Source organism: Mesorhizobium sp. CA7 (assembly GCF_020165015.1).
In the GTDB taxonomy this organism is placed as follows: domain Bacteria; phylum Pseudomonadota; class Alphaproteobacteria; order Rhizobiales; family Rhizobiaceae; genus Mesorhizobium.
In genome coordinates this window covers 161604-176679 of the sequence record NZ_JAIUHH010000008.1, presented here as the reverse complement: position 1 = coordinate 176679, position 15076 = coordinate 161604, and the positions used below count along the sequence as shown (strand labels likewise).

The window sequence follows — 15076 nt, the reverse complement described above, 5'->3', positions numbered from 1 at the left end:
CGGTCATTGTGTGGCAGTAGACCGCGCTGTGTCAGAATAGAACAGCGCGGTCTATAATTAGTTAACGCTAATTAATGCGGCGGCTGCCCTAACTGCCGCCGACTCGCCGTGATTCATTGTGGCCTGCCGGCGTACAAGCGGGGCGTGGTTGCCAGCATGCTCACCACCCGTCGCAATTTGAAAATGCAGTTCTTTCCGAACTTTTCAAATAATGACCTAGCAACCCGAGGGCCTAGGTCTTCCGGTAGGATGGTGAAGCGCGAAAAAGCCCCGCCGGCGAGATGCCTGCGGGGCCTTTTCAGCGGATAGTCGATTAACGGCGATCGCTTCCGCGGCCATCATGGTGGCCGCCGTTGTTCGCGCCCAGGCACATGGCGTAGTAATCGTCATGGTTGCTGCACGAATTGAGGGCCGCCTGCTGAGCATAAGCCGAACCAGCAAAGCCGGCGACAGCAACAATAGCGAAAATTGCATTGCGAACAATCTTGGACATTTCGATTTTTCCTTCGTTTAAATTCCGGTCGAGCCGGTCGATGGCGGTTTTCCTGCAGTTTGGTTTCGGTTTGATGGCGCTTGAACGCAAATTTGTTTCGAAACGGCAACGGCAGTAGCCGAGCCGGCCAGACGCCTCGCAAGCGATGGCGGCTCGTTTGCATACAAATGTTTCAAAGCCTGTCCGTCTCGTTACGAGCCTTGCGCTTGCGTGCAATGCGGCGGAAACGATCGTCGGTCATCTAAGGCGCCATCATGAAGGCGGCGGGATTGCCCCGTTACAGCTATGGCGAATTGAGGATAAACTTTATGTCGATCCTGAAGACACTGAATCGAATGGGCGCGGCGTTGAAATATGCGCAGGATGCCCGCAACCCGACGCGGATACGGAACGGCATGCCGTCCGACAATCAGCTGGATATTTGCTGGCCGGTGATGCCGACAACCAAGCATCTGTCCTCGAACATCTGGGGCGGGATCTGAGATAGCGATCGCTTGGAAGCCCGATCGTCGACCTGCACATGGCAATCGTCACCGCGCGAGCCGCAGGCACGCGCCGTAGCCGCGCTTCTCGGCCGAGCTCGTCGCGAGCGTGTCGACGTGCGATTTATCCGCGCCCCGCCTCGATGATGCCCGACCATCGCCCGGGTAAATTCGACCATGCTGTTTGCGGTGATGGCGGCATTGTCGGGGGATTGACCGATGTGCTCGGCCGCTCCGCAACAGGACCGGCGGATGCTGTCGTAGTATGGATCTCTCTCATCGTCCGGTAGTGCAGCCAAATTCAGGGCGCGACTGTGGATCATGCGCAGTAGCTGCGCCAGTGCTGTTTCGACACTCATGCGTTTTGCTCTGCATCGGTCGAGCGTCTCGGCACACCGAGTGCCGGATCGTCGATCGGGAGATTTCCCGAGTCGAACAGGCTGCACAGTAGCCATTAATATATCGTTGATTGCTAATGTAAGAAGCGCATCGAGCATCACAACGTTCAGATGCGAAGGGTGTCGATCCGAGGTGCGCGAGCGTGTTGACGCGCGATTTATCCGCGCCCCGCCTCTGGAACGACATCGGGCAAATAGCCATGATGTCGGAGCGGTCCGTCCCCCGAGTGAGGTTCACCAAACCGTCGCAATACCTGGCCGTTCTAGGGCATCGAGCATGTTTGAAGAGCGAAGGAACATCCCTTCAATACCTAAGCCTGTAATCAAGTCAGCACACGCTTCTGCATATTAGAAAATGCTATAGTCCCTGTTGTTGCGTCAAAGAATAACCACCGCGAAGAACTCAGTAAAACTCGAACAATTAGTTTGCGCCGACGTTAACGGCGCACGGTGCATTCTTGCCGCATTAAGCGGGTGGGAACGACATGCGTCTCTTGACAGCCAAAACGTGGGTTGCGTCTTTTCTGGCATCCGCTCTGATGTTGGGCGCCCAGGTGGGTGTCGCCTGGGCCGCGCAGCCGTGGCAGGATAAGCTTGGCGAGCCGGACCGGCAAAAGTTCGCGCAACTGGTCGGCACGGTCGATGGCTGGACTGCCGACAAGGCCGACAAGATCAAGGCGGATCTTCAGGCATTCGTGAACGGACACCCGGATTTTGTTCCCGCCCGGGTCGAGGCGACCAGAGCGGAGTGGATGAGGATTGCCAGCCGCATGGGAGTTGCCCTGTCGAGCAAATCCTTCTTCATCGTCTTCGAGGAACTGGAGCGTCTCGACCCTTCCTATCCGCTGGCTTACGTCTACGGAGCGCGGACATATATTTATTCCGGCTATCCGGCCGGCGCCCGCAAGCAGCTCGAAAAGGCACTTGCCCTGGACGCCGCGAACCCCTGGGTCGACCTCACCTGGTCCCTGATGCTCGAACGGTTGGATCGCCGCCAGGATGCGCTGGTGTGGGCCAAGACGGCGCTACCGAAAACTGCCGGAAACACCAAGGCGATGGTCGGCGCAATCCTAGCGATCACCAACCTGCAAGGTGTAACCGGCCACGAGGCCGCGATTGCCTTGGCCAATCAGATACTGGCGCTCGAACCGGACATGGACAAGCTCGCGGAGGTCATCGACGGTTGCCTGTCCGGCTACAGCTACCAGCCGGGTCTGCTGGATGCACTGACGGAGATCACCAAACGACTTCAAGCCAAGCAAGCCTTGTCGAATGCTCTCTGGTACGAAATCGCGCGCCTCGATCTGACCATTGGCTATCTGTACAATGACGGCGTCAGGCCTCAATACCGGCCGGACTACGCCGCAGCCGCGATCGTGATCCTCGACAAGATCGGCAATGATCCGCAGCTTGCGGAGAAAATATGGGGTACCCGATTTGATCTGGCCCTCAGTCTCGGCGACGTCGCGGCCATGACCAGGCTTCTCGACGAAGCCGGCCTCAAAGGCTACGACGCCACGTCGATCGGGTATCACGAAGCGCAACTGCTGTTTGCGCAGGGCAGATATGTCGACGTGATGAAGCTCTACCAGAGGCGCAATCTTCCCGAGGACACCCTGCTGGCGCTCGCCTATGACTGGGGAGGCGACCGCAATGTCGCCGACAGGATCTACCTGCGCGACCTGGAGCTGAACGCGACCTCCGGCCCGGCCAATGCCACCTATGCCGGGTTGAGGCTGTTCCGCTTTCGCGACATCGACGGCGCCATCAAATATGGCGAGAAGGCGTATTCGCTTTATCCATCCGGCTGGAGCCGTTCGCTGGTGACGACCGCCTGGCTGGTCAAATCGTCCGACTACCTGAAAGCCAACAAGACTAAAGAGGCGAAGGAGGCATTCGCGCGTGCCCGTCAGATCGGGATAGACCGCGCCTCCCTTCAAAGCCTGTGCAGCAATCTGTGTAATGACATCAGCTTGCCGCTGAGCGAGTTCCAGTAGCTATTCGATGGCTTGGAAGCTCCCGCGACTTCCGGGGAGCGGCGCGGGTCCGTGCTTGCGCCGCTTTAGGAATTCATCCACCGTGCAAAATGCTCATAAGTCACCCGCCAGGGATCGCTCTCAGTCATCCTTTCCTCGCCGATCCAATGGAAGCTGTCGGCCGTGATCTCGGTGAAGCGCCATCTCGTTTGCAGGCCGCGCGAGTCATGGCCGATCTGGACGATGTCGTTGCCCTCGGCCCGCCCGATCTGGCGTGAGTAATCCTGGTTGAGCGGATCGATCCAGATGATGTGCCAGCCGTCGATGCCGGGATCGAAGACGCGCAAGGTGGTGCCGTACATGGTGGACGGGGCAGGGCGCCTCGGCCTGATCCTGAGGTCCTGCATGGCGCGGCCTTCGAGAACCCAGCCGAAATGGCATTCCCCATCCCATTTCCGGATCGTGCCGTCGTCGAGATGGTGGACCGTGTCCATGTCCCAGCTGCCGATCAGCCAAGCGTACAGGTCCATGTCTTTCGCCCAGTCGGCGGAAGAGCCATCGGAGGTGAGGGCGGTGAGAAAAGGGGACATTGTGATCGTCATCGCTTTCTCCAAGGCGAGCAGGGAGCTGGAACATCGCCGCGATAACTTGCGGCGTTGTGGTTTCTGGGTCTTGGGAAAAATTGCTGTTTTGCCGCTATCGCGATCGCCCCCACAGCATCCTTGATGCAGCGGATTCATCCACTAGTTAATTCCGTGGGCACCGTATTCGCGAGTTTTTGCCTTGGGGCAGCGGCGGTTTAGACGTTTTGACCGCATGCCGCGCAAGGACAGCTGGGCACATTTGGAGACTACCGTGCGTCAATCCCTTGGAACCAGCTTGGCTTATTTGGCATTTGCTTGCTCGATCGCGGTAGTTTGCGCTGGGACTGCAGCCGCCGGCCCGCACGGCGGGGGGCATGACGGTGGCGGCCATCAGGGTGACAACGGGGGCCATGGCGGCCATGACAACGGCGGCAACGGCAAAGGCAAAGACAAAGACAAAGACAAAGGACCTGCCGGCGATCCCGGCGATCCCGTCGGCGCCAGCGGCAGTCCGTCGTCGAACGATGACGGGATCAGCACCACTCCAACGGCCTCAATACCGTCACCTCCAGCTGCCATTGTCGACCTGTCCACAGGCGGCGGACATTCGCTCGACCTCCCGCCCGCCCTGCAGCCTCTCGAAGACAACACTGTTCCTTCAGCGGTCCACCCGATCGAAGCGCTGCCCGGTGTCCCGGATAAGGTCGTTCGCGCCTGTCAGGACGCAATCGAGCAGGCCGCCGCCAAGTTTGGCGCGGCCAGTGTGCGCGTCAGCAGCGCAGGTTCCATACGTCGGTTGAGCAAACGCAGGATCTCGGCCCCCATTCAGGTCAGCATCGACTATATGCATCAGGGACGGGTGGAGACGCGTGAGGCGCCGGTCGGGTGCGAATTGAACGCGAAAGGCAGCGTGATCGGTCTGACATAGCGCAGAGCGCGGAACTCCTTGCGAAAATTCATCCCTTTTCCGGGCCTCCGTGTGTTGCGAATGGTACAGGCTAATGACTGGAGCGTTCACCGCCGTCGCAATCGTTTTGAATTCAATCCGACATCGGGTGTATTGGCCGGAGGGCAAAGGGAAGCGCGATAGTACGCACGCGGATCACCTGCGAGGAGTTGCGAAGCTTGCTGCGCGTAGTCGTCTTCTGGCTGACAGCCTTCATCTGACCGGTGCCGACCGATGCGCGGCCAGAGCGAGGCTGCAGCGGCGGCTCAATTTGCGCGCTGCGGCGCTCAGCTCTGAGTTTGTCATTGTCCGCGCGTTTGGCAGCCAGGTCGCGGGCCAGAGAAACAGTGGCTTCGCGCTGGTTGTCCAGAGCTTCGTTCAGCCTGGTGACCTCTCCTGAAAGTGCTGGGGACGTGCCGCGCTCCAGGCGGGCTTTATTAAGGTCCTCACGGGTCGATGCTGCGGAAGCGCGTTCCCGTGTCAGAGCCTGCGCAGTCTCGGCTGCGGTCTGCTCGGCACGCTGTCTTGCTGACACAGCCCTGGCTCGTTCCTGTTCAGCCGCGTCACGCTCGCGGCGGGCTTTATCGAGGTCCTCACGGGTCGATGCTGCGGAAGCGCGTGCTCGTGTCAGAGCCTGCGCCGTCTCGGCTGCAGTCTGCTCCGCACGCTCTTTTGTTGAGACAGCCTTGGCTCGCTCCTGTTCAGCCGCGTCGCGCTCGAGGCGGGCTTTATCGAGGTCCTCACGGGTCGATGCTGCGGAAGCGCGTTCTCGGGCGAGGGTCTGGGCAGTCTCGGTTGCGGTCTGCTCCACCCGTCCTCTCGCTGTGGCTGCACCGGTTCGTTCCCGCTCAGCCTTATCCGCGATCGCGACCTTGGACAGTTCCATTGCGGCGAGGTCGCCACGAAGGTCCTTCGACTTCCGGCGCTCGTCGTCAAGCAATGCGTTCACTTGCGCAAGCGAGGCCTTGGCACTGGCGCGGTCCTCGGCGGCCGTGGCCTGAAGCTGTGAAATTTGCGCCCGCGCTTGGGATAGGTCGCGGGCCATCAATTCAGTTCGCTGACGCTCCAGATGATCAGCCGGCATCTGCGTAACGACATAGTTGATGCTCTCGCCCAGCAGCCTGCGAGCATCTCCCGCAATGCGCTGCAATGCGTCATACGTGCGGGCTGCCGCGAGTTCGTTGCGCAAACGCTCCCCGTATGCGTCGTCGGCTGCTGCCATGCTTGTCCTCAGCGCATCGACCTGCTTGCGCGATTCCAAGAGCGCACTCTGCAGAGAGGCGCTTCTGGCGCGCTCTTCTTCCACAGCTCGGTGCTCCTGGCCGGCCAGATTCCTCGCGGCGGATGCCTGAGCACGAGCAGCCTCGACTTCAGCCTTGGCAGCCGCGAGATCCGGGCCAGGCGATTCGGCATTCGTACGCCCGTCGCCCTGGGCTGGTCCCTCCATATCCAATGCAGCACTCGCCGGAACCGCGAAGGATCGCGAAAGATCGGGCTGGGAGGGATTCTGGGCCTGCGAAATGGCGGGGGCGCTTTCGACCCAATTCTGTCTCGTCATCGTATAGCCAAGCGACACGGCCAGGCAGATCGTGGCGATGCCCAGGCCTGATACAAGACCGATAGGCCAGCGAACACGGGGAGGTGAGTCCGTAGCGCTGTTTGTCGGGGAAGCGAAGGGATTGGGCAGGTCGCCTGGCGAACTCTCATAAGCTTCGGAGATCATCTCGAAATGCTCGATTCGCACCCCGAACTGACGGTAGTTTGCATCCTGAGGCTGGGCATCCGCATCCGAGGACATGACAGCGTGAGAAGAACCAGGTCCGGTTGCAAGGTCGATCGGGCGTTCCCAGACCCAAGGAACCTCCTCGAGAGGAACAGGCTTGCATTCTTTCAGGTAGGCATTTGGTTTCGGGCGACTCCGCAGCACTGCGACAAGGGCATGCCGGAGCACAAGAAAGACGCCCGCCAGTACGAGTATCGCAATCCCGGCCAGGATGGCGAGATCTGTGTTATTTGTGTAAATTTCGGCAAGATGATTTGGCATCGTCGTGCCCATGGGGTCTTGGGTGCAACTCAAGTTCGCGAAGCGGTGTTTGGGTCTTCTCCCCGATGCTGGCTAAAGCTGCTGCTGCTCTCAAAGCTGTCACTGCTTCGGGCCCTGCAGTGCCGTGCGAGTGTATTTGTTGTGTTGCGGAGCGCGGTCGTGCGCCAGCAGAAGATGCCGGCGCAGAAGATGTGCGCTCGAACCGAAGCTCGAAGATACAGTGGCCGCCGGTTGTCGCCCGCCGCCAATGTCCCGAAAAGCCGACTCGCACCTCTCCATCGTCAATATCCCAAAAGTTCTCTCACGGTGCGTTCCAATCCGCATTTTTGGGGAGTCCGGACGGTCCATTCTGAACCTAAGCTAGGTCACAGACCCCCACGGTCAACCACCTTGGCAGGACTTCCGGCCATGCAGAACGGCCATGCTGATGCCCGCTCTTCGCGCGGGTCTGAGTCTCCGTTCAAACTCGGCGCGTCGACAACGCCTTCTATGATCGAATGTCTGCGCATTGGTCGAACAGACGCGTCTCCGCGTGAAATCGCGGCACGGCGAAGCCGGAGAATCGTACATGGGGGACGCGAAAGAAGCTTGTGGAACCAAGCGTCCACAGGACTTCCAGTTTGGCTGGGGAACCTGGATTCGAACCAGGACTAACGGAGTCAGAGTCCGTGGGTCTACCGTTAACCTATTCCCCAGCAGGCGCGTCTGGTATCGCGCGATGCGGGCGGCTCATGTGCCGCGAGCGCTGCCTTGTAGCCGCCATCCGAAAATAGTCAAGCCCGCAGCTGAGATCAACGCAGGCTTTTTGAGCCATTGTCCGATGCATGTCGTTCTCCCAAAGCCGCTCCGCACTTATGGGCGACATGCATTGGCTCTGCCGTCAGGGCCGAAGGCTCAGCTCTCGCCTTTGCTGTATTGGGAATGCTCGAAATAGAGCACCACGCCAAGGCCGATCAGCAGCGGAACAATGAGATAGAACAGGCGGAACACCAGAAGCGCGGCGAGCACGCCGACCGGATCCATATCCGAGAGCCCGGTGAGGAAGACGAATTCGAACACGCCGAGCGCGCCAGGCGCGTGCGACAGGAGCCCGATCGAGAACGACACCATGAACACGCCGAGCACCGCGAAATAGCCGGGATTGCCGATCTCGGGCAGGGCAAAATAGATGATCGCGGCGGCCCCCAGCAGTTCGACCGGCCCGATCAGCAATTGCCGCGCCACGATCGGCAGCGCTGGATAGTGCAGCTGGAAGCTGCCTATCTTCAGCGGTCTCAGCCGCAGCCAACTGCCGAAGGCGTAGGCGCCGACAAGGATGAGCATGGCGAGCCCGGCGGCGAATGCGGCGCCGTGATGCGGCGCGCCCGTGAAACGGTCGATGATCTGGGGTTCCAGCGACAGCACGAGGCCGCCGAGGAAAACGCTGGACAGGATGAAGGTGAACCAGCAGATCGCCACCAGCACGCCGACCTCCTGGCCGGTCAGACCTCGCGTGCCGTAGGCGCGGTAACGGATGACCGCGCCGGAAAACACCGAGCCGCCGATATTGTGCGACACCGCGTAAGTGGTGAAGGAGCACAGCGTGACGAACAGCCACGATACTTTCTTGCCGATATGCTGCAGCGCGATGTGGTCGTAGCCGGCGAGCGAGGCATAGGCGACGACCGCGCTCAGGGCCGCGAGCACCCAGCCGCGCGGCGGGATGGCGGCAATGCCGGCCCAGACGTCGTCGAGCGAAACGCCGCGCAGTTCGTGGATGAGCAGCCACAGCGAGAACGCCACGGCCGCGATGCCTATGACCGGCCAGAAATAGCGCCTCCAATTCATGGCGTCGTCATCATGCGTTGCAACTCATTGATTTTGATGTTGCCCAACCCTTCGAACCTTCATTTCAGACATGCCTGATTGAAGCCGGCTATTCAACCGGCAAGACATTGCCCCAACGTGATCTGGCAAAATGCGACGTTAGCGAAATTCGACCTCGCGCTCTTGGTGATTGTGAACTGCGCTGCTACTCTGTTGCCAACTTGAAACAAATCGAGGTGCCTGCTGCGTCCGCTACCGGTTCGCGCGGCGCCGGAAGGAACTAAAGTGGAAGACCACGATACCGGCGCGGGCGCGTCGGCAGTGGGCATGTCCGGGGCATCGCCGACGCAATCGGCGGGCCCGCACACGGCGCGATTCAGCCGCCACGCGGGTGCGCACCAAAGACATGCCGGCCAGCGACAGATTGGCCTAAGCCAGGCCGACCAGCATGGCGATCAACCGAAAGGCAAGACGCGCAAGCGACGCAAGCGCAAGCGCGGCCGCAAGGTGTTCGCGCGTGACGAGAATGTCGCCGTGCCGCATGCCGCGCCTGCCGCCACGGCGGCAAGGCAGTCTCCGATCGGGCCTTCGCCGGTTGAGCCAAGGCTGGCGGTCCCGCAGCGTCCGCCGCAACAGGAATTGCCTGTCTTCGCCGCGCTCGACCTCGGCACCAACAATTGCCGGCTGCTGGTCGCGGTGCCTGGCCGTCACGGCCAGTTCCGAGTCATCGACGCTTTCTCGCGCATCGTCAGGCTGGGCGAGGGCCTGACCGCCAGCGGCCGGCTAAGCCAGGCCGCGATGGACCGCGCGGTCGAGGCGCTCAAGATCTGCGGCGAGAAGCTGCGCAACCGCAAGATCAGGAAAGCCAGGCTGATCGCCACCGAAGCCTGCCGTTCGGCCGCAAACGGTGTCGAGTTCCTGGATCGGGTCGAGCGCGAGGCCGGACTCAAGCTCGAGATCATCGACCGCCAGACCGAGGCCCGCCTTGCCGTTTCCGGTTGCGGCTCGCTGGTCGAGCGCGACACGCAAGGCGTGGTGCTGTTCGACATCGGCGGCGGCTCGTCGGAAATCGCGCTGATCGACCTGACCGGACGGCGCTCTCCGCGGCTCGCCAACCATATTGTCTCCTGGACCTCGCTGCCCGTCGGCGTGGTGTCGCTCGCCGAGCGCTTCGGCGGCCGCACGGTCACGCGCGAGACCTTTGCCGCCATGGTCGACGACGTGGCCGCGCGGTTGAAGGTCTTCGACGGCCGCGACCGGCTGGCACATGTGCTGGCAAGTCCCAATTTCCACCTGCTCGGCACCTCCGGCACGGTGACGACGCTGGCCGGCGTGCATCTCGATCTCGATCGCTACGACCGCCGCCGCGTCGATGGCCTCTGGATGGACCGCGACAGCGTCGATCGCATGATCGAGCGCCTGATCGGCTGGGATTTCCAGCAGCGCTGCGCCAACCCCTGCATCGGCGCCGACCGCGCCGACCTCGTGCTCGCCGGCTGCGCCATCCTGGAAGCGATCCGCGGTGTCTGGCCGTCCGAGCGCTTGCGCGTCGCCGACCGCGGCCTGCGCGAGGGGATCCTGAGCGAATTGATGGCTGATGACGGTGTCTGGCGCGATGGCGGGCGAGGCCGTTGATGGCTAGAAAACCGGATAAGCCGGGTTCCGCCGGCATTCGCGTCCTCAAGACCAGGATCAAGAAGAAGAGCGGCTTGAAGGAATCCTCGCGCCGCTGGCTCGAGCGCCACATGAACGATCCCTATGTGCAGCGCTCCAAGGCCGACGGCTACCGCTCGCGCGCCGCCTACAAGCTGATCGAGATCGACGACAAGCATCATCTGCTGAAGCCCGGCATGAAGGTCATCGACCTCGGCGCTGCGCCCGGCGGCTGGTGCCAGGTAGCGGCCGCGCGGACGAAGTCGACGGCGGAAAACCCACATGTCGTCGGCATCGACTATCTCGAGATGGCCGCGGTTCCGGGCGCCGTCATCCTGCAGATGGATTTCCTCGATCCCGACGCGCCGCAAAAACTTGCCGAGGCGCTCGGCGGCCGGCCGGATGTGGTGCTGTCCGATATGGCGGCACCCACGACCGGGCATCGCCGCACCGACCATCTGCGCACCATGCATCTGTGCGAAGTCGCGGCCGATTTCGCGTTGCACGTCCTGGAGCCCGGCGGACATTTCCTCGCCAAGACTTTTCAGGGCGGCGCCGAGAACGAGCTTTTGTCATTGCTGAAGCAGAATTTCCGATCCGTCCATCATGTGAAACCGCCGGCCTCGCGCGATGAATCGGTGGAGCTGTATTTGCTGGCGAAGGAGTTCAAAGGCTAGCGCCTTCTCCTTCTCCCACAAGGGGAGAAGGAGAAGCGGCGCTCACTTCCCCGCGGTCCCCACCGTTTCCAGCGTCTTCGGCTTGGTCAGCCGGCCGTGGCCCGAGACCGCGTTGCCGGCCTCCGGCGCAAGCCGCATGAAGGTGATCGATGCCGCCGCCGAGACGGCTGCCACGATGAAGAAGGCGATGTGGAAATCCCGCAGGGTCAGCGGTCCGCCATGGATCGAGGTCGACACTTCGAGGACGCCGCCGGCCAGCGCCACGCCGAGCGCGATCGACAATTGCTGGAAAACCGCCGTGATCGGTGTCGCCTTGCTGGTGTCGGCGGGCGTGATCTCGGCATAGGAAAGCGCATTGACGCCGGTGAAGAACATCGAGCGGATGAAGCCGCCGACCAAAAGGATCGCCAGCATCAGGGCGTAAGGCGTCTGCGGCGTGAACAGGCCGTAGATGGCGATCGATGCGGCCGCGACAAGCGAGCCCCAGATCAGCACGCGGCGGAAGCCGGCGAGCCTGAAGATCAGCGCGGTGACGAACTTCATGCCGATGGCGCCGATCGCCGAGACGAAGGTGATCATGCCGGACTGGAAGGGCGTCAACCCGAAGCCGATCTGGAACATCAGCGGCAAAAGGAACGGCACCGCGCCGATGCCGATGCGAAACAGCGAGCCGCCGAGCACCGAGGACCGGAAAACCTGGTTGCGGAACAGCTCCAGCGCCAGCAGCGGATTCCTGGCGTGCCGCGCATGAAGGAGATAGAGCGCGCCCGAGACCACGCCGACTACAATGGTGATGAAGCCGGCCATCGGCGGCAGCGCCGGCAGGCTGACGACGGAAAGGCCGAAGACGATGCCGGAAGCGGCAAGGCCGGAGAGCACGAAGCCCGGGAAATCGAGCGGCGGCGTCTCGGCGGGCTCCGTCCTGGGCAGATAGCGGGTGGCGAGCCACATGCCGATAAAGCCGATTGGCACGTTGATCAGAAAAATCCAGTGCCAGGTGAAGTATGTGGTGATGAAGCCGCCGATCGGCGGGCCGACGAGCGGGCCGACCAGCGCCGGCACGGTCAGCCAGGACATCGCCGCGACCAGCTCGCTCTTGGGCGTGGCGCGCACCAGCACCAGGCGGCCGACCGGCGTCATCATCGCCCCGCCCATGCCTTGCAGGAAGCGCGACACAACGAAAGCCGGCAGTGAATTGGAAAACGCGCAGGCAACCGAGCCGGCGATGAAGACACCGATCGCAGCGCGAAAGACGTTCTTGGCGCCGAACCGGTCGGCCATCCAGCCGCTGATCGGAATGAAGATCGCCAGCGACACCAGATAAGCCGTCAGCGCCAGCTTCAGCGCGATCGGGCTCGTGTGGATGTCGACGGCGATCGCCGGCAACGACGTCGCGATCACGGTCGAATCCATGTTCTCCATGAACAATGCGACCGCCAGTATGAGCGGGATGATGCGGTTCAAGGGAAACGCTCTGATCTGTCTTCGCGAATCTAGGCCCGGCTTGGGGGCGAACCGGTGCGACCGGGCGGTTATCACGCTTCGCCCCGGATGTCGCATTAAATTGCTGTCAGTTTTGCGGGAGCGCAGTCCTGGTTGGCGTCACGGTACGCGGACTTGTCAAATGCAAGGCCGGCCGCTATGTAGTAATAATAACTACATTATAGGTGCAGCCATGGACGAAACTGTTTCTGCAGCCGACGCCAATCGCAGATTCTCTCATATCCTGCGTGAAGTACGCGAGGGGCAGAGCTACGTCGTGACCAGCCATGGGCGGCCAGTGGCGCGGATCGTGCCTGCGGACAAGCACGAGGGCGTGGCCTCCCGGTCGCGCGCAGCTCTGCTGTCGCGACTCGAAAGGCAGCCGATCGTCAATGCAGGACGCTGGACTCGCGAGGATCTTTATGAGGATAACCCGTGAAGATCGCGCTGGATACCAACGTCCTTGCCTACGCGGAGGGCGCCAATGATCCTGAGAAGCGCGACCTCGCCCTCGAATTGCTACGGAACGTTCCGCAAGGCGCTGTGGTTGTTCCGGTCCAGGTGCTGGGTGAACTGTTCAATGTTCTGCTTCGCAAAGCTAGAAGGTCGCCCCAGGAGGCTCGCGATACACTGCTTAGCTGGCGCGACGCCTTCCCGGTTATTGAAACAACGCCGGAAGTGATGATGACGGCTGTCGATCTTGCTGCGGACCATCGTTTCGGCGTCTGGGATGCCGTCATTCTTTCCGCCGCTTCGCAAGCGGGTTGCCGGCTCCTTTTGTCAGAAGATCTTCAAGACGGTTTTACGTGGGGCGGCGTAACTGTCGTCAATCCTTTTGAGTTGCCGCGCCACGCTTTGCTCGATGCTCTTCTCGGCATCGAATAGGCCGTCTCGCAACGATCGGCTTTTCAACCGCGACAGGACGTGTTACCAGCCAGCGCCAATCCTGAAAGGGAAGAAGAGAGTCGGCGCTGGCCAATCGGCCCGGCGCCTTTTCCGCATTCAAAAGGACTGGTCATGGCAAAAATCATCGAAACGTCCACCGGCGCGCTGGCGCTGACTTTCGACGACGTGCTCTTGCAGCCCGGCCATTCCGAAGTCATGCCTGGCGAGACCGACATCCGCACCCGAATTGCAGGCGACATCGATCTCAACGTGCCGATCCTGTCGGCAGCCATGGACACCGTCACCGAAGCGCGGCTGGCGATCGCTATGGCGCAGGCCGGCGGCATCGGCGTCATCCACCGCAATTTCTCGCCGTCCGAACAGGCCGAGCAGGTCAGGCAGGTGAAGAAATTCGAATCCGGCATGGTGGTGAACCCAGTCACCATCGGCCCCGACGCCACGCTGGCCGATGCGCTGGCGCTGATGCGCACCTATTCGATTTCCGGCATCCCGGTGGTCGAAAATGGCGGCACCGGCGGCCACACGGTCGGCCGCCTCGTCGGCATCCTCACCAACCGCGACGTGCGCTTCGCCTCCGATCCGGCGCAGAAGGTCTACGAGCTGATGACGCGTGAGAACCTGATCACGGTCAAGGAGAATGTCGACCAGGACGAAGCCAAGCGTCTCCTTCACAAGCATCGCATCGAGAAGCTGGTAGTGGTCGACAGGAACGGCAATTGCGTCGGCCTGATCACCGTCAAGGACATCGAGAAGTCGCAGCTCAACCCGCACGCCACCAAGGACGCGCAGGGGCGCCTGCGCGCGGCGGCCGCCACCAGCGTCGGCGATGACGGGTTCGAGCGCGCCGAGCGCCTGATTGACGCCGGCGTGGACTTGCTCGTCATCGACACCGCGCATGGCCACTCGCAGCGCGTGCTGGATGCGGTGACGCGGGCGAAGAAGCTGTCGAACTCCGTGCGCATCCTGGCCGGCAATGTCGCCACGGCCGAGGGCACGCAGGCGCTGATCGATGCCGGCGCCGACGCCGTCAAGGTCGGCATCGGCCCGGGTTCGATCTGCACCACCCGAATCGTCGCCGGTGTCGGTGTTCCGCAGCTGTCGGCAATCATGTCGGCGGTCGAGACGGCCAGCAGGGCCGGCGTCAGCGTCATCGCCGATGGCGGCATCAAATATTCAGGCGATCTCGCCAAGGCGCTCGCCGCCGGCGCAAGCGCGGCCATGATCGGTTCGCTGCTTGCCGGCACCGACGAGAGCCCCGGCGAGGTCTATCTCCACCAGGGCCGCTCCTTCAAAGCGTATCGGGGCATGGGTTCGGTCGGCGCCATGGCGCGCGGCTCGGCCGACCGCTACTTCCAGGCTGAAGTTCGCGACACGCTGAAGCTGGTTCCGGAGGGCATTGAAGGGCAGGTTCCCTATAAAGGACCTGTGGCTGGCGTGCTGCACCAGCTTGCAGGCGGCCTGAAAGCCGCTATGGGTTATGTGGGTGGACGTGATCTTGCAGATTTCCGCGAGCGCGCCACTTTTGTGCGCATATCCAACGCCGGACTTCGTGAAAGCCATGCCCATGACGTCACGATCACCCGCGAAAGCCCCAATTACCCGGGCGGAATTTGATCGGCAGACCGATCG

13 protein-coding genes and 1 tRNA gene are annotated in these 15076 nt (G+C 61.9%); 8 read left to right on the top strand and 6 right to left on the bottom strand.

The genetic code is table 11. From position 1 onward, the window contains the following. Window positions 1–313 precede the first annotated feature (313 nt). Window positions 314–493, bottom strand: coding sequence for a hypothetical protein (locus tag LB552_RS17125; RefSeq protein WP_224532755.1), 180 nt, complete (start codon window positions 491–493; stop codon window positions 314–316). Window positions 494–801: 308 nt separating this feature from the next. Between LB552_RS17125 and LB552_RS17120 the strand changes: the two genes are divergently transcribed. Continuing rightward, a complete protein-coding gene (locus LB552_RS17120; protein WP_224532754.1) occupies window positions 802–975 on the top strand; it encodes a hypothetical protein in 174 nt (57 codons plus the stop codon). Window positions 976–1912: 937 nt separating this feature from the next. Continuing rightward, window positions 1913–3370, top strand: coding sequence for a hypothetical protein (locus LB552_RS17115; RefSeq protein WP_224608543.1), 1458 nt, complete (start codon window positions 1913–1915; stop codon window positions 3368–3370). A 65-nt stretch (window positions 3371–3435) separates the two neighbouring features. Here the strand turns inward: LB552_RS17115 and LB552_RS17110 are convergent, their stop codons facing one another. Then, a complete protein-coding gene (locus LB552_RS17110) occupies window positions 3436–3951 on the bottom strand; it encodes a hypothetical protein (protein ID WP_224608539.1) in 516 nt (171 codons plus the stop codon). Between the two features lie 214 nt (window positions 3952–4165). On the opposite strand from LB552_RS17110, the gene LB552_RS17105 reads away from it, so the two are divergent. Further along, complete coding sequence (locus tag LB552_RS17105; protein WP_224608536.1) at window positions 4166–4861, top strand: hypothetical protein; 696 nt, start codon at window positions 4166–4168, stop codon at window positions 4859–4861. Between the two features lie 112 nt (window positions 4862–4973). Here LB552_RS17105 and LB552_RS17100 read toward each other — a convergent pair whose 3' ends face one another. The 3 genes from LB552_RS17100 to LB552_RS17090 form a co-directional block, all read right to left on the bottom strand. Beyond that, complete coding sequence (locus tag LB552_RS17100) at window positions 4974–6935, bottom strand: hypothetical protein (protein WP_224608533.1); 1962 nt, start codon at window positions 6933–6935, stop codon at window positions 4974–4976. Window positions 6936–7544: 609 nt separating this feature from the next. After that, window positions 7545–7618: transfer RNA gene (locus LB552_RS17095), tRNA-Gln, on the bottom strand. 199 nt (window positions 7619–7817) lie between these two features. Next, window positions 7818–8750 (bottom strand): YbhN family protein, encoded by a 933-nt coding sequence (locus tag LB552_RS17090; RefSeq protein ID WP_224608531.1) that lies wholly within the window; start codon window positions 8748–8750, stop codon window positions 7818–7820. 264 nt (window positions 8751–9014) lie between these two features. On the opposite strand from LB552_RS17090, the gene LB552_RS17085 reads away from it, so the two are divergent. Both LB552_RS17085 and LB552_RS17080 read left to right on the top strand, forming a co-directional pair. Next, window positions 9015–10364, top strand: coding sequence for a Ppx/GppA phosphatase family protein (locus tag LB552_RS17085; RefSeq protein WP_224608528.1), 1350 nt, complete (start codon window positions 9015–9017; stop codon window positions 10362–10364). After that, window positions 10364–11059, top strand: coding sequence for an RlmE family RNA methyltransferase (locus LB552_RS17080; protein WP_095767720.1), 696 nt, complete (start codon window positions 10364–10366; stop codon window positions 11057–11059). Before LB552_RS17085 ends, LB552_RS17080 begins: the two co-directional genes overlap by 1 nt. Before the next feature lie 42 nt (window positions 11060–11101). On the opposite strand, the gene LB552_RS17075 is transcribed toward LB552_RS17080, so the two are convergent. Next, window positions 11102–12523, bottom strand: coding sequence for an MFS transporter (locus tag LB552_RS17075; protein ID WP_224530771.1), 1422 nt, complete (start codon window positions 12521–12523; stop codon window positions 11102–11104). Window positions 12524–12734: 211 nt separating this feature from the next. Here LB552_RS17075 and LB552_RS17070 point away from each other — a divergent pair, with 211 nt between their 5' ends. The 3 genes from LB552_RS17070 (at window position 12735) to guaB (ending at window position 15061) form a co-directional block, all read left to right on the top strand. Next, a complete protein-coding gene (locus tag LB552_RS17070; RefSeq protein ID WP_095767718.1) occupies window positions 12735–12980 on the top strand; it encodes a type II toxin-antitoxin system Phd/YefM family antitoxin in 246 nt (81 codons plus the stop codon). Continuing rightward, complete coding sequence (locus LB552_RS17065) at window positions 12977–13426, top strand: PIN domain-containing protein (RefSeq protein WP_224608525.1); 450 nt, start codon at window positions 12977–12979, stop codon at window positions 13424–13426. Before LB552_RS17070 ends, LB552_RS17065 begins: the two co-directional genes overlap by 4 nt. A 132-nt stretch (window positions 13427–13558) precedes the next feature. Next, window positions 13559–15061 (top strand): IMP dehydrogenase, encoded by a 1503-nt coding sequence (gene guaB / locus LB552_RS17060; protein WP_224530766.1) that lies wholly within the window; start codon window positions 13559–13561, stop codon window positions 15059–15061. The last annotated feature ends 15 nt before the right edge of the window (window positions 15062–15076 follow it).